Source organism: Stenotrophomonas sp. BIO128-Bstrain (assembly GCF_030128875.1).
In the GTDB taxonomy this organism is placed as follows: Bacteria; Pseudomonadota; Gammaproteobacteria; order Xanthomonadales; family Xanthomonadaceae; genus Stenotrophomonas; species Stenotrophomonas bentonitica_A.
The window spans coordinates 2,005,246-2,024,556 of record NZ_CP124620.1 but is presented as its reverse complement, the minus strand read 5'-3'; the positions used below and the strand labels follow the sequence as shown (position 1 = coordinate 2,024,556).

The window sequence follows — 19,311 nt, the reverse complement described above, 5'->3', positions numbered from 1 at the left end:
ATCATTCATTCGAAGGGGCGCTGTCGGCACCATCGCCGAGCGCGCGCTGCATCTGGACGGTATCCAGCCAGCGGCCATGCTTGCGGCCGAGGCCGCGGAAAACGCCGACGGTATGGAAACCGAAACGCTCGTGCAGTTTGATGGAGGCGGTGTTGGTCGGCTCGCCGATGACGGCCACCATCTGCCGGTAACCGCGTGCGACGCAGGCATCGATCAGGCCCTGCATCAGCGCGGTGCCGACGCCGCGGCCCTGGAAGGCGGCATCCACGTAGACCGAGTTCTCCACGGTCCACTGGTAGGCGATCCGGCCGCGGTAGGTATTGGCGTAGGCATAACCAGCCACCTGGCCATCGACCTCGGCCACGATGTACGGAAAACCGCGGCCGACGATGTCCTGCATGCGGCGGCGCATTTCCGCCGCCTCCGGAATCTCGTACTCGTAGGTGTTGACGAAGTCGGTCACTTCCACCGCATAGATCGCGGTGATGGCCGCGATATCGGCATCGGTGGCGTCGCGCAGCTGCACGGTCACGGTGGGGTGTCCTGGTCGGTCAGTCGATGTAGCGCTTGAGCAGATCGCCGTAGGCATCGATGCGGCGATCACGCAGGAACGGCCAGATGCGGCGGACGTGTTCGCTGCGCTGCAGGTCCACATCGCAGACCAGTACGGTCGGCTCGCCACCGGCTTCGGCGATGAACTCACCCTGCGGGCCGAGCACATGGCTGTTGCCCCAGAACTGGATGCCCGACGCGCCCAGCGGCGACGCTTCATGGCCAACGCGGTTGCAGCTCAGCACCGGGACGCCATTGGCCACGGCATGGCCGCGGTGACTAAGCACCCACGCATCGCGCTGGCGGCCCTGTTCGTCGCGCTGGTCATCCGGGTCCCAACCGATCGCGGTGGGGTAGAGCAGCAGCTCGGCACCGGCCAGCGCCATCAGGCGGGCCGCTTCCGGATACCACTGGTCCCAGCACACGAGCACGCCCAGGCGACCCACCGACGTGTCGATCGGGGTGAAGCCCAGATCGCCCGGGGTGAAGTAGAACTTTTCGTAGAAGCCCGGATCATCCGGGATGTGCATCTTGCGGTACTTGCCCAGCAGCGTGCCGTCTTTTTCAAAGACCACGGCGGTGTTGTGATACAGCCCGGCCGCGCGCCGCTCGAACAGCGACCCGACGATCACCACGCTGTGCTTCTTGGCCAATGCGCCCAGGCGCTCGGTGCTCGGGCCGGGGATCGGCTCGGCCAGATCGAACTCATCGACCGACTCGTGCTGGCAGAAGTACGCACCGTTGTGCAGTTCCTGCAGCAGGATCAGCTTGGCACCCTGCGCGGCCGCTTCAGCCACGCGCGCTTCGATGACGGCCAGATTGGCCTCGGCATCGCCGTGGTTGCGCTCCTGGATCAGGGCGACGGAAAGGGTGTGGCGTGAGCTCATCCGGAGACGGTCCTGCAAGGGGAAAAACGCAGTTTATCGCGGATGGGTGCACGCAGCGTGCTGGCTGCTAAATGGCTGACACCCACGCGTCGGGTAGTGCCGGCCGCTGGCCGGCTCCGCAGCAGTATCGAGACAAGCCCAAGCGCGTGGCTGCGGCGGCTGGGCTGGCGGGTGCGGAGGTGCGGGACGCGCCGTAAACCCTTCCCTGGGAGCTCGTGGGCGCCATCCATGGCGCCCTGACGGTCCCGCACCTCCGCACCCGCCATCCCTTAGCCAGTGCGTCGGTGGTCTGGCAAACAGCGGTAGCCCACGACCGTTGGTCGTGGCGCTTAAGCCAGCAACCCCGCCGGCAGCTGCATCGTGATGCAGTGCAGGCTGCCGTTCTGCCAGATCAGCGAGCGGCACGGCACCGGCACGATCTCGCGGTCCGGATAGGCCTCGGCCAGCACCGCACGCGCGGCCTCGTCGGCAACATCCCCGTAGGCCGGCATCAGCACCGCGCCGTTGAGGATCAGGTAATTCGCGTAGGACGCCGCCAGACGGCGACCTTCATCGATCACCGGCTGCGCCCACGGCAGCGGGAACAGGCGGTACGGCTGGCCGTCGGCGGTACGCAGCGCCGCCAGTTCGGCGCCCATCGCCTGCAGTTCGGCGTAATGCGAATCGCTGGCGTCATCGCAGGCCTGGTAGACGATGCTGTCGGTCGAAGCGAAGCGCGCCAGGGTATCGATGTGGGCGTCGGTGTCGTCGCCTTCCAGATAGCCATGGTCCAGCCACAGCACACGCTCCTGGGCCAGCCAGGTGGCCAGGTCGGCGCTGAGCGATTCGCGGCTGCGCTCCGGATGACGCTCGTGCAGGCACTGCCAGGTGGTCAGCAGGGTGCCGGCGCCGTCGGTCTCGATGCCGCCGCCTTCCAGGGCGAACGGAATGCTCTGCAGCTCGGCATTGTTGAACAGGCCTGCGGCATGCAGCACGCCGACCAGCTGGTCATCCAGGCTGGCGTCGAACTTGCCGCCCCAGCCGGTGAAGCGGAAGTCCAGCAGGCGGAAGCCACCATCGGCGCGCTTGAGCGTGATCGGGCCGGAATCGCGCAGCCAGGTGTCGTCGTACTGGGCGGTCACGAACCGCACGCGGTCGGTATCGATCCGGTTCGAGCGCAGGCGCGCATCGGCGTACGCCTCCAGGTCGTCGTCGGCGACGATGATCACCACCGGCTGGAAGCGGGTGATGGCCGCGACGAGCGCGATGTAGGTGTCCTCGACGTCACCCAGGCGGTCGGCCCAGTCGGTGTCGGCGTGGGGCCAGGCGATCAGGATGGCGGACTGGGATTCCCATTCGGCCGGAAAGCGGAGCGTGTCGTTCATGATCTCGATGCGATGGCCCGCCGGCTGGCGGGCAAAGGGAAAGGGGTCAGCGGATCGGCGGTTTCGGCCCGATCTCGTTGGCGTCGGCGCGGTTGGCCACCACGTCGATCACCTTCTGCTTCTCGAAGTAGACGGTGAACTGCGGGTAGACCCAACGGTTGATCGTCGGCCACTGGCGCTTCTGCCCGCCGCGCGGTTCCAGGCGCTCGCCCGGGTCGCCGAACCGGGCCTGGACCTGCTGCATGCTCTGGCCGCGGACGGGCAGGGCGATGGCGGGCTTTTCACGGCTGCGGTCGATCAGCAGGGTGTCGGCGTGGGCGCTGGAGATGGCCAGCAGGGCCAGCAACGGCAGGGTGGTCAGGTAACGCTTCATCTCGATCTACTCCCCAGTGGTCAAGAAGGTGGAAGGTCCCGCGGCGACAGGTCTGACACCGGCGGTCGTGGCTACCCGGCGATTACAACAAAAATGGCAGCAAAAAGCCGCCCGGAGGCGGCTTTTTGTTCATCACCCGGCCCGGTGAGGGGCCGGTGGTGGCCGTGAGGCCAGCCGGCTCAGCGCTGGCGAGCCTTGAAACGCGGGTTCGACTTGCAGATCACGAAGATCTTGCCGCGGCGACGGACGACCTTGCAGTCGCGGTGACGGGACTTGGCCGACTTCAGGGAAGAAAGGACTTTCATTGCATACCTCGGCGTAAACGTTGGATTCGGTTGGAGCGCGGCCGCGATATGCAGATGACAATCGGCAGGTGACGCCCGTTCAAGCCCGCCATTCTACCGGGCTTTTTTCCATCCTTTCAAGTGGTTGCACCAAAAAGGTCTCGGGAGGCCCCGGGCAGGGGCTAGAATGGGCGGTCAATTTTACAGGGAAACCCATGAATCAGCTTCCTTCCGTGCTCACCATCGACGGTCCCTCCGGGGCCGGCAAAGGGACTGTCAGCCGCATTGTCGCACGCCGGTTGGGCTGGCATTACCTGGATTCGGGCGCCCTGTACCGGGCGGTGGGCGTGGCCGCCAGCTGGGCTGATATCGATACCTCCGACGCCTCGGCGCTGGTCCGCTGCACCTTCGACACCCACGTGCGCTTCGTGGAATCGGCCGATGGCGGGCTGCGGGTGCTGGTCAACAAGACCGACGCCACCGACGAGCTGCGCCTTGAGACCACCGGCGCCCTGGCCTCGGCCATCGCGGCCATCCCGGAGGTCCGGGCGGCGCTGAAAGAGCGCCAGCGCGCATTCAGGATGGAGCCGGGGCTAGTGGCCGACGGTCGGGACATGGGGACGGTGATCTTCCCGGACGCCCCATTCAAGGTGTTTTTGACCGCCAGCGCCGAAGAACGGGCCGAGCGGCGGCATAAGCAGTTGAAAGACAAGGGTGTTTCGGTTAACTTTGACGACCTCCTGCGCGAGATCATGGCCCGCGACGCCCGTGATGCACAGCGCACAGTGGCGCCCCTGAAGCCGGCAGACGATGCCGTCGTCATCGACACCAGTGGTATTGGCATCGACGCCGTCGTTGCCAAGGTATTGGATCTGCTTCCGGTTTCGGGTGCCTGATCCGTTGTAAAGGAGGGCCGTCAGTCCATCGACGGTGTCGCACCATCGCAAGGCAACAAAAGCTCCGTCCCGCAATGATGCGTGGCGGTTTTCCTACTTAACACACGACCTGCGTTACCGGGGTCGACCAACAGGCGGGCATCAAGCGGTTCCCTTCGGGGGCCAATGCCCATGTGTCCAACAGAGTAAATCTAATGACCGAATCATTTGCAGAGCTGTTCGAAGCCAGTCAGGCCAATCTGGCCAAGCTGAAGCCGGGCTCGATCGTCAGCGGTGTCGTTGTTGAAGTCCGCGGCGATGTCGTGGTGATCAACGCCGGCCTGAAGTCCGAAGGCATCGTGCCGATCGAACAGTTCCGTAACGACGCTGGCGAGATCGATGTCGCTGAAGGCGACGTCGTCAAGGTTGCCCTCGATTCCATCGAGAACGGCTTCGGTGAAACCGTTCTGTCGCGTGAGAAAGCCAAGCGCGCGATGGTGTGGGACGAGCTGGAAGAAGCGTTGGAAAAGAACGAAACCATCACCGGCCGCATCAGCGGCAAGGTCAAGGGTGGTTTCACCGTGGACATCAAGGATGTCCGCGCGTTCCTGCCCGGTTCGCTGGTGGATGTGCGCCCCGTGCGCGACCCGGCCTACCTGGAAGGCAAGGAGCTGGAATTCAAGCTCATCAAGCTGGACCGCAAGCGTAACAACGTCGTTGTGTCCCGTCGTGCAGTCGTCGAGAGCGAGCACTCGGAAGAGCGCGAGCAGCTGATGGACAAGCTGCAGGAAGGCGCGATCCTGAAGGGTGTCGTCAAGAACCTGACCGATTACGGCGCGTTCGTGGACCTGGGCGGTATCGACGGCCTGCTGCACATCACCGACATGGCCTGGAAGCGCGTGCGCCATCCGTCCGAAGTCGTGAACGTCGGCGACGAGCTGGACGTGCGCGTGCTGAAGTTCGACCGCGAGCGCAACCGCGTTTCGCTGGGTCTGAAGCAGCTGGGCGAGGATCCGTGGGACAACATCGCCCGTCGTTACCCGGCCAACAGCCGCGTCTTCGGCAAGGTCTCCAACGTCACCGATTACGGCGCATTCGTCGAGATCGAGCCGGGCGTCGAAGGTCTGGTGCACGTGTCCGAAATGGATTGGACCAACAAGAACGTCAACCCGTCCAAGGTTGTGCAGGTCGGTGACGAAGTTGAAGTCATGGTCCTGGACGTCGACGAGGAGCGTCGCCGCATCTCGCTGGGCATGAAGCAGGTTGCCGCCAATCCGTGGGAAACCTTCGCTGCCATCCACAAGAAGGGCGACAAGGTGTCGGGCCAGATCAAGTCGATCACCGACTTCGGCATCTTCATCGGCCTGGACGGCGGTATCGATGGCCTGGTGCACCTGTCCGACATCAGCTGGAACACCACCGGCGAAGACGTGGTCCGCAACTTCAAGAAGGGCGACAACCTGGACGCCGTCGTCCTGGCCGTCGATCCGGAGCGCGAGCGCATCAGCCTGGGCGTCAAGCAGCTGGAGCAGGATCCGTTCGGTCAGTACATGGCTGCCAACCCGAAGGGTTCCAAGGTCGAAGGCGTGGTCAAGGAAGTGGACGCCAAGGGCGCTACCATCGAACTGGCTGACGGCATCGAAGGCTACGTGGCCGCTCGCGATGTTGCGAACGAGCGCGTGGACGACGCGACCCAGTTCCTGAAGGTCGGCGACAAGGTGGAAGCCAAGTTCGTGGGCATGGATCGCAAGGGTCGTACCCTGCAGCTGTCGATCAAGGCCAAGGACGACGCGGAAATGCGCGAAGTGCTGGAGGAATACCAGTCCTCTTCGGCTTCCAGCGGCACCACCCAGCTCGGCGCGCTGCTGCGTGCACAGCTGAACGGCAACAAGTCCGAGTAATCGGCCTGTCGCTGTCGTAGTTTCCTGGACGGCCCGGACATCAGTCCGGGCCGTTTCAGGGTCTGAGTTCCTCCCCAAGAGCCCGTAATGACCAAATCCGAGCTGATCGAAATCCTGGCGCGCCGACAGGCGCATTTGAAGTCGGACGATGTCGATCTGGCGGTGAAGTCGTTGCTGGAAATGATGGGTGGGGCGCTGGCCGGCGGGGATCGCATCGAGATCCGCGGGTTCGGCAGTTTTTCGTTGCACTACCGGCCGGCACGGCTGGGGCGCAATCCCAAGACCGGGGAATCGGTCGCATTGCCGGGCAAGCATGTCCCGCACTTCAAGCCGGGCAAGGAACTGCGTGAGCGCGTCAGCGCCGTGGTGCCGCTGGAAAGCGATCCTGCCTGACGGGTCATCCGCCACGGGGCGGATGCATGATTTCCATGGAGTCGGCTGGCAGAGCGGAGTGTTAGTCCGCTACTCTTGAGCCCTACGGAACTGGAGCTGCTGCATGAACGTCGTACGTCTGCTGATCCTGCTGGCGGTTCTGGTGGTGGGTCTCATCATCGGTGCGCTCAACTCGCAGCCGATCATCATCAGCCTGGGCTTTACCCAGATCAATTCCACCACCGGCGTGGCGATCATCATCGCCCTGCTGTCCGGTGCCCTCATCGGCGGCGGCCTCGTGCTCGCCAGCATGGTGATCCCGCTGTACGCCAAACTGCGCCGTGCGCAGAAGGCCGCGCCTGCCGTGGTCGTGGCACCCCCTTCTTCTTCTACATTCGACGGACGCTGAGCGCCGATGGAATTTGTCTCCGAGTGGTTCTGGTTTTTCCTGTTCCTGCCCCTGGCCGCGTTGTCGGGCTGGGTGATCGGGCGTCGTGGCGGTCAGCGCCATGGCGACAACCAGGTCAGCCATCTGTCCAGCACGTACTTCCGCGGCCTGAACTATCTGCTCAACGAGCAGCCGGACAAGGCGATCGAGCTGTTCCTGCACATCGCCGAGCTGGACAAGGAAACCTTCGAGACCCAGGTCGCGCTTGGCCATCTGTTCCGCCGCCGTGGCGAGGTCGATCGTGCGATCCGCCTGCACCAGGGCCTGGTGAACCGCGCCGATCTCAGCGATCAGCAGCGCGTACAGGCCTTGCTGGCCCTGGGCGAGGACTACATGAAGTCCGGCCTGCTCGATCGTGCTGAAACGGTGTTCACCGAACTGGCCCAGATCGACCAGCGCGCCCCGCAGGCACTCAAGCACCTGATCGGCATCTACCAGGCCGAACGCGACTGGGAAAAGGCGATCGACAACGCCAGCCGTTTCGAAGAAGTCACCGGCGAGCCGATGGGCAAGCTGATCGGGCAGTTCGAATGCGAACTGGCCGAGCGCTACCGTGGCGCCGGCAAGATCGACGAAGCGCGCGCTGCGATCGCACGCGCCTACCAGGCCGATGCGATGTCGGTCCGTGCCGGCATCATCGAAGGGCGCCTGGAGAACGACGCCGGCAATGCCGAAGCCGCCGTGCGCGCCTTCGAGCGTGCCGCCCGCAATGATCCGGAGTACCTGCCCGAAGTGCTGCAGGCGCTGATGCAGAACTACCGCAAGGTCGGTGACCTTGGTGGTGCCCGTGCGTTCCTGTCGGAGATGACCGAGCACTATCGCGGCATCGCCCCGGTGCTGGCGCTGACCCAGCTGATGGAAGAGCAGGAGGGCGTCGCCCCCGCGCGCGCCTATCTCGGCCGCCAGCTCAAGGACCGCCCCTCGGTGCGTGGCGAGTCGGCGCTGATCGACCTGACCCTGGCCGAGGGCGCGGATTCCACCGCCACCCTGCACGATCTCAAGCACATCACCGACCAGTTGCTGGTCCGCAACCCGGCCTACCGCTGCACCCGCTGTGGCTTCGGCGCGCGCACGCATCACTGGCAGTGCCCGAGCTGCAAGGAATGGGGCACCGTCAAGCCGCTGCTCAACTACGCGGTGCTCTGAACCATGATGGTGGGCTGGATGGCAGGGCTGCTGGCGGTGCTGGCGGTATCGGCGGGCCTGACCTGGGCCGCACGTGCGTACGCGCTCCGCCGCAATCTGCTGGATCAGCCGGGCGAGCGCCGCAGCCATGGGGTGGCGACGCCTCGCGGCGGTGGTATCGCGATCGTCCTGACCCTGCTGCTGGCCTGCGCGGTCGCCGCCGTGATCTGGCCCAAGGCCGCGATCACGCTGGCGGTGTTCGCGCTCGGCCTGGTACTGGTGGCCGGGATCGGCTGGTGGGACGACCATCGGCCGCTGCCGGCGGTCCGCCGCCTGCTGGTCCATGTGCTGGCGTCCGCGCTGCTGGCTGGGCTGGTCTGGCATGCCAGTGGCAATCCCTGGCAGGCGCTGCTGGCCCTGTTGTTCGCCACCTCGCTGATCAACATCTGGAACTTCATGGATGGGATCAACGGCATCGCCACCACCCAGGCGATCCTGGCCGGTCTTGCCTTTGCGCTGGTGCTGCCGCCGCCCTACGGCCTGGCCGGTGTGGTGCTGGGGCTGGCCTGCCTGGGGTTCCTGCCGTTCAACTACCCACGGGCACGCATCTTCATGGGCGATGTCGGCAGCGGGGCGCTGGGTTATGCCATTGCGGCGCTGGTCTGCCTGGCCAGTGTGCACACCGATATCCATTGGTTGCTGTTGCTGGTGCCGCTTTCGGCCTTTCTTGTGGACGCAGGCTTCACATTGCTTTCGCGCATCCTGTCCGGACAGCGCTGGATGGAACCCCACACGCAGCATCTCTATCAGCGCGCGGTGAAAAGTGGTGCAAGCCACACTTTCGTCACCGGGGTGTATCTTGTTTTTGGAATATTCAGTGCGGCAGTGTTTAATGCATGCACGAATTTGCAGCCGAGGTGGGAGGCTGCCGTGGCCATCGCGTGGTTGATCTTCGCGTACGGCCTTTGGCTGCTCCTGCGCAAGGGAATGCGCAACTAGAAGGAATACGTTGTTTATGACGCCTTGGCAGGACCGACTTACCGGCTTGATGCCGCGCGCGGCCATCGTGGCCCACGACCTGTTCATGGTCTGGGCGTGCTGGCAGCTGCTGCACGCCGGCCGCTACTCGATGCTGGCCGACGCGCCGGCGTTGCCGCTCTGGAACATCGACACCTCGCTGGTGCTGGTCATCCAGGCAGTGGTGTTCTGGCGGGTGGGTCTGTACCGCGGCCTGTGGCGCTTTGCCAGCGTCGCCGATCTGCTCAACATTTTCAAAGCCAGCTTCATCGGCCTGCTCGCCATCGTGGTCGCCCTGGCGTACAAGCGCTTTGAAGGCGTACCGATGTCCGTGCTGGTCATCTATCCCTTCGCGCTGTCGGCGCTGCTGGGTGCGCCGCGCCTGCTGTACCGCGCATGGAAGGACTATCAGGCGCTGCAGTCCGACGTCACCGCGCGCCGTGTGCTGATCCTGGGTGCCGGCCAGGCGGCCGAGGCCCTGGTCCGCGACCTGCGCCGCTCGGGTGATTTCGAGCCGGTCGGCCTGCTCGACGACGCTCCGCATCTGCAGGGCGCCAAGCTGCAGGGCCTGCCGATCCTGGGCACCCTGGAAGATGCCCCGGCCGTGGTCCGCGAGACCGCCGCCAAGCTGCTGGTGATCGCCATCCCGTCGCTGGATGCCGTGGGCATGCAGCGGGTGGTGGCCATCTGTGAAAGCACCGGCGTGCCGTTCCGGATGGTGCCCAAGCTCAACGACATCCTGCTGGGCCATTCCTTGCCGGGTGAGCTCAAGGAAGTGGCGATCGAGGACCTGCTCGGCCGCAAGCCGATCCTGCCGGACTGGGCGCTGATCCGCGGCTGGCTGGGCGGGCGTACCGTGCTGGTCACCGGCGCGGGCGGTTCGATCGGTTCGGAGCTGTGCCGCCAGTGCGCACGCCACGGGGCAGGGCGCATCGTCCTGGTGGAAATGAGTGAACTACTCCTGCTCACCATCGAGGCCGAGCTGCAGCGCAGCTTCCCGGATCTGGTGGTGGAAGCGGTGCTGGGCGACTGCGGTGACCCCGCGGTGATCCGCCATGCGCTGTCGCTGTCGCGGGTGGACTCGGTCTTCCATGCCGCCGCCTACAAGCAGGTGCCGGTGCTGGAGCGCCAGCTGCGCGAAGCGGTGCGCAACAACATCCTTTCCACCGAAACGGTGGCGCGCGCCTGCGTCGAAGCGCGCATCGAGCATTTCGTCTTCATCTCCACCGACAAGGCGGTCGATCCGGTCAACGCGCTGGGCGCCAGCAAGCGCTACGCGGAGATGATCTGCCAGAGCCTGGACCAGAAGACCAGCCACACCCGTTTCGTGACCGTGCGCTTCGGCAACGTGCTGGCCTCGGCCGGCAGCGTGGTGCCGGTGTTCCGCGAGCAGATCCTCAAGGGCGGTCCGGTCACCGTGACCGACCCGGAAGTCACCCGTTACTTCATGACCATTCCCGAGGCCTGCCAGCTGATCCTGCAGGCGGCCGCGTCGGCCTCGCACGGGGCGATCTATACGCTGGACATGGGCGAGCCGGTGCCGATCCGCGTGCTGGCCGAGCAGATGATCCGACTGGCCGGCAAACAGCCCTACAAGGACATCGCCATCGTTTACACGGGCCTGCGGCCGGGCGAGAAACTGCACGAAACGCTGTTCTATTCCGACGAAGATTATCGTCCGACCGCGCATCCGAAGATTCTCGAAGCCGGCGTGCGCACGTTCGCGCGTGAGCAGGTATTGGCCAATGTGCCGAAACTGCGCGAGGCGATTGCCAGCTACGATACTGATGCGATCAACAGCATTCTGTTTGCGACCATGCCCGAATTTTCTCCTTTGCAACAGGACGATCACGTCAGCTCTGCTAAAGTGCTCGCCTTTCCGGCGCGTGAGGCCACTAGGTTCTGATGAGCAAGCGTATTCGTAAGGCGGTATTTCCTGTCGCAGGGTTGGGAACGCGATTCCTGCCGGCCACCAAAACCGTTCCGAAGGAAATGCTGCCGATCATTGATCGGCCGTTGATCCAATATGCCGTGGATGAGGCGATCGAGGCGGGCTGTGACACGCTGATCTTCATCACCAACCGTTACAAGCACGCGGTCGCGGATTATTTCGACAAGGCCTACGAGCTGGAGCAGAAACTCGAGCGCGCCGGCAAGCAGGAACAGCTCGAACTGGTTCGCCATGTGCTGCCCAATGGCGTGCGCGCCGTGTTCGTGACCCAGGCCGAAGCGCTGGGCCTGGGCCATGCGGTGCTGTGTGCCAAGGCGATCGTGGGCGACGAGCCGTTCGCGGTGCTGCTGCCAGACGATCTGATCTGGAACCGTGGCAACGGTGCGCTCAAGCAGATGGCCGACGCCAACGAAGCCAGCGGCGCCAGCATCATTGCCGTTGAAGACGTGCCGCATGACAAGACCGGCAGCTACGGCATCGTGGCCACCGAGGCCTTCGATGGCCGCCAGGGCAAGATCAGCGCCATCGTTGAAAAGCCCAAGCCCGAGGACGCCCCGAGCGACCTGGCCGTGGTCGGCCGTTACGTGCTGAGCCCGAAGATCTTCGAGCTGCTCGAAGCGACCGGGACCGGTGCAGGTGGCGAGATCCAGCTGACCGACGCCATCGCCGAACTGCTCAAGAGCGAGCGCGTCGACGCGTACCGCTTCGAGGGCCGCCGCTTCGACTGCGGTACCCACCTGGGTCTGGTCGAAGCCACGATCCGCTTCGCCCTCGACAACGAGAAGCTGGCCGGTCCGGCACGCGAAGTGCTGCAGAAGATGCTGGCAGAGGGCTGAGAACGAGCCAACGGTAGTGCCGGCCGCTGGCCGGCTCCCGACGCAACAGAAAAGGGCAGCCGCGAGGCTGCCCTTTTCGTTTCCCGCCCTGCAACGACCAACGGTCGGTGGCGACCCGTTGCAATGTTGCCACCGGTCACGCCGGTCATACCCGTCGCCTCGGTGCCGACCCGCAGGCCGGCACCGATCAATCCTTACAGCGATTCGAAGATGCCCGCCGCACCCATGCCGGTGCCGATGCACATGGTCACCATGCCGTACTTCTGCTGGCGACGGCGCAGGCCGTGCAGCAGGGTGGCGGTACGGATCGCGCCGGTCGCGCCCAGCGGATGGCCCAGGGCGATCGCGCCGCCCAGCGGGTTGACCTTGGACGGGTCCAGGCCACAATCGCGGATGACGGCCAGCGACTGCGCGGCAAAGGCTTCGTTGAGCTCGATCCAGTCCAGCTGGTCCTGGGTGAGGCCGGCCTGCTTGAGCGCCTTGGGGATCGCGGCGATCGGGCCGATGCCCATCACTTCCGGGCGCACGCCGGCCACCGAGAAGCTGACGAAGCGGGCCAGCGGGGTCAGGCCGTAGTCCTTGATCGCCTGCTCGGAGGCCAGCAGCACCGCGCCGGCGCCATCGCTCATCTGCGAGGAGTTGCCGGCGGTGACCGTGCCGCCGAACTGGCCGTTGCGGAACACCGGGCGCAGCTTGGCCAGGCCTTCGGCGGACGAATCCAGGCGCGGGCCTTCGTCGGTATCCACGATCTTGTCGCGGGTGATGATGCGGCGGCCGTCGGCCAGGTCCGGCTGGCGGGTGCGCACGTCGTAGGGGCTGATCTCGTCCTTGAACTCGCCGTTCTGGATCGCGGCGATGGCCTTCTGGTGCGAGGCAAGCGCAAAGGCGTCCTGGTCCTCACGCGAGACCTTCCATTCTTCGGCGACCTTCTCGGCGGTGATGCCCATGCCGTAGGCGATGGCGACGTGGTCATTGTCGAACACGCTCGGGGCCATCGCGATCTTGTTGCCCATCATCGGCACCATCGACATCGACTCGGTACCACCGGCCAGCATCAGGTCCGAATTGCCGAGGCGGATCTGGTCTGCAGCCATGGCCACGGCCTGCAGGCCCGAGGAGCAGAAGCGGTTGACGGTCTGTGCGGCGATGGTGTCCGGCAGGCCGGCCAGCAGCACGCCGATGCGTGCCACGTTCATACCCTGCTCGGCTTCGGGCATCGCGCAGCCGATGATCGCGTCATCGATGCGGTTGACGTCCACGCCCGGCGCCTGCGCGACCACGGAGCGGAGCACGTGGGCGAGCATGTCGTCGGGGCGGGTATTGCGGAACACGCCCTTGGGCGCCTTGCCCACCGGGGTGCGGGTGGCGGCGACGATGTAGGCGTCCTGGATTTGCTTGGTCATTGCAGTGATCTCTTGAATGTGGGGACAGGTGTGCCGACCAACGGTCGGCACCGACCGGGAGCGGACGGGGGCCGTCGCGCCCGGCGCGCCATCAATTACGCAGCGGCTTGCCGGTCTTGAGCATGTGCGCGATGCGGGCCTGGGTCTTTTCCTGCTGGGCCAGTTCGACGAAGTGCTTGCGCTCCAGCGTCAGCAGCCACTCTTCGTCCACCAGCGTGCCGCGATCCACTTCGCCACCGCACAGCACGGTGGCGATGCGCACGGCGATCTCGTAGTCGTACGGGCTGATGAAGCGGCCTTCCAGCATGTTGACCAGCATCATCTTGAACGTAGCGATGCCCACGTCGCCGGCGACCTGGATGCGGCGGGCCGGCATCGGCGGACGGTAGCCACCTTCGGCCAGCGCCAGCACTTCGGCCTTGGCGATGTGCAGCGTCTCAAAGCTGTTGAACACCACCTTGTCGGTGGCGCGCATCAGGCCCAGTTCCTTGGCGTTGACCGCGGAGTTGGAAACCTTGGCCATCGCGACGGTCTCAAAGGTCTTCTTCAGCTCGGCAAACACATCACCGCCCGGACCGGCCGCCTGCGAGGCGCGCACGGCCAGTTCCTTCAGGCCACCGCCGGCCGGCAGCAGGCCGACGCCGGCCTCGACCAGACCGATGTAGCTTTCCAGCGCGGCCACGCTCTTGGCGCTGTGCATCTGGAACTCGCAGCCACCGCCCAGGGCCAGGCCGCGCACCGCGGTCACCACCGGCACCAGCGAATACTTGATCGCCTGGCTGGTGCGCTGGAAGTTGTGCACCATCTCTTCGAACTGGTCGACCTTGCCGGCCTGCAGCAGGCCGAGCGCGCCGGCCAGATCGGCACCGGCGGAGAAGGGTTCCTTCTGCTGCCAGATCACCAGGCCCTTGTAGTCCTGCTCGGCGCGCTTGATCGCTTCCTGCAGGCCGTTGAGCACGTGGTCGGACACGGTGTTCATCTTGGTCTTGAAGCTGACCACCGCGATGCCGTCACCGTCGTGCCACATGCGCACGCCGTCGTTTTCAAACACGGTTTCGCCCGGGCTGAAGTTCTCGCCCAGCAGCGGATCCGGGAAGCGCTGGCGCTGGTACACCGGCAGCGCCGAGCGCGGCAGCTTGGCATTGCGCGACGGGCTGTAGCTGCCCTCGGCGGCGTGCACGCCATCGCGGCCATCGAACACCCAATCCGGCAGCGGCGCATTGCTCATGCTCTTGCCGGCGACGATGTCATCGGCGATCCACTGTGCGACCTGCTTCCAGCCGGCGGCCTGCCAGGTTTCGAACGGGCCCAGCGACCAGCCGTAGCCCCAGCGGATGGCCAGGTCGACGTCGCGCGCGGTCTCGGCGATGTCGGCCAGGTGGTAGGCGCTGTAGTGGAACAGGTCGCGGAAGGTCGCCCACAGGAACTGCGCCTGCGGGTGCTGGCTCTCGCGCAGCTTGGCGAACTTCTCGGCCGGGTTCTTGATCTTCAGGATCTCGACCACTTCCGGTGCGGCGGTGCGGTCGGCCGGACGGTAGTCCTGCTTCTCCAGATCCAGCACCACGATGTCCTTGCCAACCTTGCGGAAGATGCCGGCACCGGTCTTCTGGCCGAGCGCGCCCTTGGCGATCAGCGCGTCCAGCCACTTCGGCGACTTGAAGAATTCATGCCACGGATCGTTGGGCAGGGTGTCGCCCATGGTCTTGATCACGTGCGCCATGGTGTCCAGGCCGACCACGTCGGAGGTGCGGTAGGTCGCCGACTTCGGGCGGCCGACCAGCGGGCCGGTCAGGCCGTCCACTTCATCGAAGCCCAGGCCGAATTCCTGCGTGTGGTGGATGGTGGACAGGATCGAGAACACGCCGATGCGGTTGCCGATGAAGTTCGGGGTGTCCTTGGCATACACCACGCCCTTGCCCAGGGTGGTGACCAGGAACGCTTCCAGGCCTTCCAGCACGGCCGCGTCGGTGGTGGTGGCCGGGATCAGCTCGGCCAGGTGCATGTAGCGCGGCGGGTTAAAGAAGTGCACGCCGCAGAAGCGGTGGCGCAGCTGCTCGGGCAGCACGTCGGCCAGCTTGTTGATACCCAGGCCCGAGGTGTTGGAGGCCAGCACCGCGTGATCGGCCACGAACGGGGCGATCTTCTTGTACAGGTCCTGCTTCCAGTCCATCCGTTCGGCGATGGCTTCGATGATCAGGTCGCAGTCCTTCAACTGCTCCAGGCCGGTCTCATAGTTGGCCGGCGTGATCGCCTCGGCGTAGGACTTGCTGGCGAGCGGGGCAGGGCTGAGCTTGCCCAGGTTGGCAATCGCCTTGAGCACGATGCCATCGGCCGGACCTTCCTTGGCGGGCAGGTCGAACAGCACCGTGTCGACGCCGGCGTTGGTCAGGTGGGCGGCGATCTGGGCGCCCATGACACCGGCACCCAGCACGGCGGCACGGCGGACTAGCAGGGAATTGGACATGTCGATAAGCCTTTGTTGTCTGGAAGCCGGTCAGCGCCCGGCTCTACGGGGTGGAAAGGGAGGACGTCGAAGCGCTCGAGGCCGCGCTGGCGCGGAATCCGGCTTCGGCGAAATGAATCAGTTCCTGGGCGGCATGGGCACGATGCGCCGCTTCGGTGACACCGGCGGGTCGCTTGATCAGGCCGAAGTCGGCCATGGCATAGGTCAGCGAGCCGGCGAGGAAATCCAGGCGCCAGTACAGTTCCTCCTTGCTGAGCTCCGGCACGCAGGCGGAGATCGCCTTGCCGAAGTCGCGCAGGACGTGGCCGTAGTGGTCGGAAAGGAACTTGCGCAGGTTGTCGTTCTTCTCCGCGTAGGCGCGAGCGATGACGCGCACGAAGGCGCCGCCGGTCTGGCGGTCCTGGGCCATGGCCAGGGCCGGCTCCACGAAGGCGGCCAGCACCGGGCGCAGTTCACCGGGGTGCTCGCGGCGGGCGCTGTCCAGCTGGCTCAGCCGGGCCGAGGTCATTTCATCCATGCGGCGGCGGAACACCTCGTTGACCAGGTTCTCCTTGGACCCGAAGTGATAGTTGACCGCGGCGATGTTCACATCGGCCTGGCTGGTGACCTGGCGCAGCGAGGTGCCCGCGAACCCGTGCAGGGCGAACAGTTCCTCGGCGGCGCCGAGAATGCGGTCCTTGGTGGAGAAGTGGGCAGGTTTGGCCATGGGGCAGGGCAGTTCAATCAAACGATTGTTTGATATTAGACCCGTGGCTGCGCGTCCGCATTGTGCGGCGCAGCAGGAAGGGGCATTCGTTCATTTGCCGCTGTGTCGTGCCGGCCCGTGGCTGCCAAGCCCCGGAACTGCCTGAACGGGGCGCGCTACCCCGTCCGGTCCACGCCTGCCACGCATGGCGTGGCACTACCGGAGATGGGGAGGACACGTTAGAATTGGCGCACGTATATCAGGCTAAGCCCGCGTTTTGACGCGGGTTTTTTTCATGTTAACCTCGGGCCGATCAAGTGGCCCGCCCAACGGAGTATTCCCATGGCGCTGGAGCGCACCCTTTCCATCATCAAGCCGGACGCCGTCGCCAAGAACGTCATCGGTGAAATCTACGCCCGCTTCGAAAAGGCCGGCCTGAAGGTCGTCGCCGCCAAGTACAAGCAGCTGTCGCGCCGTGAAGCCGAAGGCTTCTACGCCGTGCACCGCGAGCGTCCGTTCTTCAACGCGCTGGTCGAGTTCATGATCTCCGGCCCGGTGATGATCCAGGCGCTGGAAGGCGAGAACGCCGTGCTGGCCCACCGCGACCTGCTGGGCGCCACCAACCCGAAGGAAGCCGCCGCAGGCACCATCCGCGCCGACTTCGCTGAATCCATCGATGCCAATGCCGCCCACGGCTCGGACTCGGTTGAGAATGCCGCGATCGAAATCGCTTATTTCTTCGCCGCGACTGAAGTCGTCTCGCGCTGAGAGTGATGCCGTGAACGAGGTCGTACAGCCAACCGCCATCCCATCCGTGCTCGTTCCGGGCCCGGCTGTGGCCAAGCAGAACCTGCTCGACCTCGATCGCGAGGGTCTGGAGCGCTTCTTCGCCGAGACACTCGGCGAAGCGCGCTACCGTGCCCATCAGGTGATGAAGTGGATCCACCATCACTACGTCACCGATTTCGATGAAATGACCGACCTCGGCAAGGCGCTGCGCGCCAAGCTCAAGCAGCATGCCGAGGTGCTGGTTCCGAACATCGTGTTCGACAAGCCCTCCGCCGACGGCACCCACAAGTGGCTGCTGGCGATGGGCACCGATGGCAAGAACGCCATCGAGGCCGTCTACATCCCGGACAAGAACCGCGGCACGCTGTGCGTGTCTTCGCAGGTCGGCTGCGCGCTGAACTGCACGTTCTGTTCGACCGCTACCCAGGGCTTCAACCGCAACCTCTCCACCGCCGAGATCATCGGCCAGGTGTGGGTCGCGGCGCGCCATCTGGGCAACATCCCGCACAAGCAGCGTCGTCTCACCAACGTGGTGATGATGGGCATGGGCGAGCCGTTGATGAATTTCGACAACGTCGTGCGCGCCATGAGCGTGATGCGCGACGATCTGGGCTACGGCCTGGCCAACAAGCGCGTGACGCTGTCCACCTCCGGCCTGGTGCCGCAGATCGACCGCCTGTCCACCGAGAGCGACGTGTCGCTGGCGGTGTCGCTGCATGCGCCCAACGATGCACTGCGCGAGACCCTGGTCCCGCTCAACAAGAAGTACCCGATCGTCGAGCTGATGGCCTCGTGCGCACGCTACCTGCGCGCCAACAAGCGCCGCGAATCGGTCACCTTCGAATACACCCTTATGAAGGGCATCAATGACCAGCCCGAGCACGCCCGCCAGCTGGCGCGGTTGATGCGCCAGTTCGACAACGCCGTGCAGGCCTCGAACTCGGGCAAGGTCAACCTGATCCCCTTCAATCCGTTCCCCGGCACGCGTTACGAGCGTTCCGGCGAAACCGAAATCCGCGCCTTCCAGAAGATCCTGCTCGATTCGCAGGTGCTGACGATGGTGCGGCGTACCCGTGGCGACGATATCGATGCCGCCTGTGGCCAGCTCAAGGGCCAGGTGATGGACCGGACGCGCCGCCAGGCCGAGTTCAACAAAACGCTGCAGGACGGGAAAAACCGGGATGCCGCTGCCTGATCGCCGATTGCCAGCCGTTGTTTTCTTCGCGCTGGCATTGGCCGGCTGTGGCAAACAGCAGGGGATCAAGCCGCCGTCCGGTCCACTCGAGGTCGCGCCGACCTACGAGGCCCGCGACAACCCCGAGATCCGCAAGCGGGTGAACTACCAGGACCAGATGGTCCTGGCTGGCGAATCGCTGCGCGCGGGCGCCCCGGATGCCGCCGAGAAGCGGGTGCGGGCCGCGATGAAGATCGATGCGCGCCGCCCCGAGGCCTACATGCTGCTGGCGGCCATCGCCACCCAGCGCGGCAACGAGGCCGAGGCCGGGCGCCTGTACGGCAAGGCGGCCGAGCTGGGACCCGAACGCGGCGACGTCCTCAACAATTATGGCGCCTGGCTATGTGCTCATGGCCAGCCGGCCGAGTCGCTGGCCTGGTTTGACCGGGCGCTGCAGGCCCCGGGCTATACCACCCCGGCCTCCGCCCTGGCCAATGCCGGCGGCTGTGCACTGGACGCAGGCCAGCCCGCGCGGGCGGTTCGGGACCTCCGGCGGGCGCTTGAGATAGATCCCGTCAATGCCTACGCGCTGGAGTCGATGGCCCGCAATGAGTACGCCGAAGGGCGTTATTTCGAGGCCCGCGCCTTTTCGCAACGGCGTTTGACGGCTGCACCGGCCACACGTTCCGTGTTACAACTTGCCTCTCAAATCGAGGCGCGGCTTGGCGACAGCGTGGCATCCGGTCGCTATCTGCAGCGAATTCATGACGAATTTCCGCAGGATGCGGCACCTAATCCCCGGGGTTGAAGC

At 65.3% G+C, this 19,311-nt stretch carries 19 protein-coding genes; 11 read left to right on the top strand and 8 right to left on the bottom strand.

Features of this window, described 5'->3' with window-relative positions:
- Nucleotide 1: 1 nt before the first annotated feature.
- The 5 genes from POS15_RS09005 to ykgO all read right to left on the bottom strand — a co-directional run bounded on the left by POS15_RS09005 (nt 2) and on the right by ykgO (nt 3,481).
- Entirely contained in the window at nt 2-532 is a 531-nt protein-coding gene (locus tag POS15_RS09005) for a GNAT family N-acetyltransferase (protein WP_019183104.1), read from the bottom strand.
- A 19-nt stretch (nt 533-551) separates the two neighbouring features.
- Nucleotides 552-1,439 (bottom strand): carbon-nitrogen hydrolase, encoded by an 888-nt coding sequence (locus POS15_RS09000; RefSeq protein ID WP_284129527.1) that lies wholly within the window; start codon nt 1,437-1,439, stop codon nt 552-554.
- Between the two features lie 329 nt (nt 1,440-1,768).
- Entirely contained in the window at nt 1,769-2,803 is a 1,035-nt protein-coding gene (locus POS15_RS08995) for an agmatine deiminase family protein (RefSeq protein ID WP_284129526.1), read from the bottom strand.
- Nucleotides 2,804-2,849: 46 nt separating this feature from the next.
- On the bottom strand, nt 2,850-3,176 hold the full coding sequence (locus POS15_RS08990) for a hypothetical protein (RefSeq protein ID WP_284129525.1): 327 nt from the start codon (nt 3,174-3,176) through the stop codon (nt 2,850-2,852).
- A gap of 179 nt (nt 3,177-3,355) precedes the next feature.
- The gene (gene ykgO, locus POS15_RS08985) at nt 3,356-3,481 is read right to left on the bottom strand and encodes a type B 50S ribosomal protein L36 (RefSeq protein WP_017355593.1); all 126 of its coding nucleotides are present in this window, start codon (nt 3,479-3,481) and stop codon (nt 3,356-3,358) included.
- Between the two features lie 194 nt (nt 3,482-3,675).
- Here ykgO and cmk point away from each other — a divergent pair, with 194 nt between their 5' ends.
- The 8 genes from cmk (at nt 3,676) to galU (ending at nt 11,985) form a co-directional block, all read left to right on the top strand.
- Nucleotides 3,676-4,356, top strand: a complete 681-nt coding sequence (cmk, locus tag POS15_RS08980; protein WP_284129524.1) for a (d)CMP kinase — start codon at nt 3,676-3,678, stop codon at nt 4,354-4,356.
- 194 nt (nt 4,357-4,550) lie between these two features.
- On the top strand, nt 4,551-6,236 hold the full coding sequence (gene rpsA, locus POS15_RS08975; RefSeq protein ID WP_019183099.1) for a 30S ribosomal protein S1: 1,686 nt from the start codon (nt 4,551-4,553) through the stop codon (nt 6,234-6,236).
- 87 nt (nt 6,237-6,323) lie between these two features.
- Nucleotides 6,324-6,629, top strand: coding sequence for an integration host factor subunit beta (locus tag POS15_RS08970; protein WP_019183098.1), 306 nt, complete (start codon nt 6,324-6,326; stop codon nt 6,627-6,629).
- Nucleotides 6,630-6,732: 103 nt separating this feature from the next.
- Nucleotides 6,733-7,017: a LapA family protein gene (locus POS15_RS08965; RefSeq protein ID WP_019183097.1), complete on the top strand. Its 285-nt coding sequence runs from the start codon at nt 6,733-6,735 to the stop codon at nt 7,015-7,017.
- A 6-nt stretch (nt 7,018-7,023) separates the two neighbouring features.
- Complete coding sequence (lapB, locus tag POS15_RS08960; RefSeq protein WP_019183096.1) at nt 7,024-8,202, top strand: lipopolysaccharide assembly protein LapB; 1,179 nt, start codon at nt 7,024-7,026, stop codon at nt 8,200-8,202.
- 18 nt (nt 8,203-8,220) lie between these two features.
- The gene (locus tag POS15_RS08955) at nt 8,221-9,180 is read left to right on the top strand and encodes a glycosyltransferase family 4 protein (protein ID WP_026069767.1); all 960 of its coding nucleotides are present in this window, start codon (nt 8,221-8,223) and stop codon (nt 9,178-9,180) included.
- Nucleotides 9,181-9,196: 16 nt separating this feature from the next.
- On the top strand, nt 9,197-11,104 hold the full coding sequence (locus POS15_RS08950) for a nucleoside-diphosphate sugar epimerase/dehydratase (protein WP_046273767.1): 1,908 nt from the start codon (nt 9,197-9,199) through the stop codon (nt 11,102-11,104).
- The gene (galU, locus tag POS15_RS08945) at nt 11,104-11,985 is read left to right on the top strand and encodes a UTP--glucose-1-phosphate uridylyltransferase GalU (RefSeq protein ID WP_019183093.1); all 882 of its coding nucleotides are present in this window, start codon (nt 11,104-11,106) and stop codon (nt 11,983-11,985) included. The genes POS15_RS08950 and galU overlap by 1 nt, the downstream gene beginning before the upstream one ends.
- A gap of 194 nt (nt 11,986-12,179) precedes the next feature.
- Here the strand turns inward: galU and POS15_RS08940 are convergent, their stop codons facing one another.
- From POS15_RS08940 to POS15_RS08930, 3 genes are all read right to left on the bottom strand, one after another.
- The gene (locus POS15_RS08940) at nt 12,180-13,388 is read right to left on the bottom strand and encodes an acetyl-CoA C-acyltransferase (protein WP_019183092.1); all 1,209 of its coding nucleotides are present in this window, start codon (nt 13,386-13,388) and stop codon (nt 12,180-12,182) included.
- Between the two features lie 91 nt (nt 13,389-13,479).
- Nucleotides 13,480-15,852 (bottom strand): 3-hydroxyacyl-CoA dehydrogenase/enoyl-CoA hydratase family protein, encoded by a 2,373-nt coding sequence (locus POS15_RS08935; protein ID WP_284129523.1) that lies wholly within the window; start codon nt 15,850-15,852, stop codon nt 13,480-13,482.
- Between the two features lie 43 nt (nt 15,853-15,895).
- Nucleotides 15,896-16,558 carry a TetR family transcriptional regulator gene (locus tag POS15_RS08930; RefSeq protein ID WP_019183090.1) on the bottom strand — a complete coding sequence of 221 codons (663 nt, stop codon included), beginning with the start codon at nt 16,556-16,558 and terminating at the stop codon, nt 15,896-15,898.
- A gap of 321 nt (nt 16,559-16,879) precedes the next feature.
- Between POS15_RS08930 and ndk the strand changes: the two genes are divergently transcribed.
- From ndk to pilW, 3 genes are all read left to right on the top strand, one after another.
- Nucleotides 16,880-17,305: a nucleoside-diphosphate kinase gene (gene ndk, locus POS15_RS08925; RefSeq protein WP_008265389.1), complete on the top strand. Its 426-nt coding sequence runs from the start codon at nt 16,880-16,882 to the stop codon at nt 17,303-17,305.
- A gap of 67 nt (nt 17,306-17,372) precedes the next feature.
- Nucleotides 17,373-18,521, top strand: a complete 1,149-nt coding sequence (gene rlmN, locus POS15_RS08920) for a 23S rRNA (adenine(2503)-C(2))-methyltransferase RlmN (RefSeq protein WP_172838060.1) — start codon at nt 17,373-17,375, stop codon at nt 18,519-18,521.
- Nucleotides 18,508-19,308 (top strand): type IV pilus biogenesis/stability protein PilW, encoded by an 801-nt coding sequence (gene pilW / locus POS15_RS08915; RefSeq protein ID WP_070427200.1) that lies wholly within the window; start codon nt 18,508-18,510, stop codon nt 19,306-19,308. The genes rlmN and pilW overlap by 14 nt, the downstream gene beginning before the upstream one ends.
- Nucleotides 19,309-19,311: the final 3 nt, after the last annotated feature.

Bases quoted from the DNA above. Each gene is read 5' to 3' on its own strand.
- POS15_RS09000 (WP_284129527.1), bottom strand. From the start codon at position 1,439: ATGAGCTCACGCCACACCCTTTCCGTCGCCCTGATCCAGGAGCGCAAC.
- POS15_RS08995 (WP_284129526.1), bottom strand. From the start codon at position 2,803: ATGAACGACACGCTCCGCTTTCCGGCCGAATGGGAATCCCAGTCCGCC.
- POS15_RS08990 (WP_284129525.1), bottom strand. From the start codon at position 3,176: ATGAAGCGTTACCTGACCACCCTGCCGTTGCTGGCCCTGCTGGCCATC.
- ykgO (WP_017355593.1), bottom strand. From the start codon at position 3,481: ATGAAAGTCCTTTCTTCCCTGAAGTCGGCCAAGTCCCGTCACCGCGAC.
- cmk (WP_284129524.1), top strand. From the start codon at position 3,676: ATGAATCAGCTTCCTTCCGTGCTCACCATCGACGGTCCCTCCGGGGCC.
- rpsA (WP_019183099.1), top strand. From the start codon at position 4,551: ATGACCGAATCATTTGCAGAGCTGTTCGAAGCCAGTCAGGCCAATCTG.
- POS15_RS08970 (WP_019183098.1), top strand. From the start codon at position 6,324: ATGACCAAATCCGAGCTGATCGAAATCCTGGCGCGCCGACAGGCGCAT.
- POS15_RS08965 (WP_019183097.1), top strand. From the start codon at position 6,733: ATGAACGTCGTACGTCTGCTGATCCTGCTGGCGGTTCTGGTGGTGGGT.
- lapB (WP_019183096.1), top strand. From the start codon at position 7,024: ATGGAATTTGTCTCCGAGTGGTTCTGGTTTTTCCTGTTCCTGCCCCTG.
- POS15_RS08955 (WP_026069767.1), top strand. From the start codon at position 8,221: ATGGCAGGGCTGCTGGCGGTGCTGGCGGTATCGGCGGGCCTGACCTGG.
- POS15_RS08950 (WP_046273767.1), top strand. From the start codon at position 9,197: ATGACGCCTTGGCAGGACCGACTTACCGGCTTGATGCCGCGCGCGGCC.
- galU (WP_019183093.1), top strand. From the start codon at position 11,104: ATGAGCAAGCGTATTCGTAAGGCGGTATTTCCTGTCGCAGGGTTGGGA.
- POS15_RS08940 (WP_019183092.1), bottom strand. From the start codon at position 13,388: ATGACCAAGCAAATCCAGGACGCCTACATCGTCGCCGCCACCCGCACC.
- POS15_RS08935 (WP_284129523.1), bottom strand. From the start codon at position 15,852: ATGTCCAATTCCCTGCTAGTCCGCCGTGCCGCCGTGCTGGGTGCCGGT.
- POS15_RS08930 (WP_019183090.1), bottom strand. From the start codon at position 16,558: ATGGCCAAACCTGCCCACTTCTCCACCAAGGACCGCATTCTCGGCGCC.
- ndk (WP_008265389.1), top strand. From the start codon at position 16,880: ATGGCGCTGGAGCGCACCCTTTCCATCATCAAGCCGGACGCCGTCGCC.
- pilW (WP_070427200.1), top strand. From the start codon at position 18,508: ATGCCGCTGCCTGATCGCCGATTGCCAGCCGTTGTTTTCTTCGCGCTG.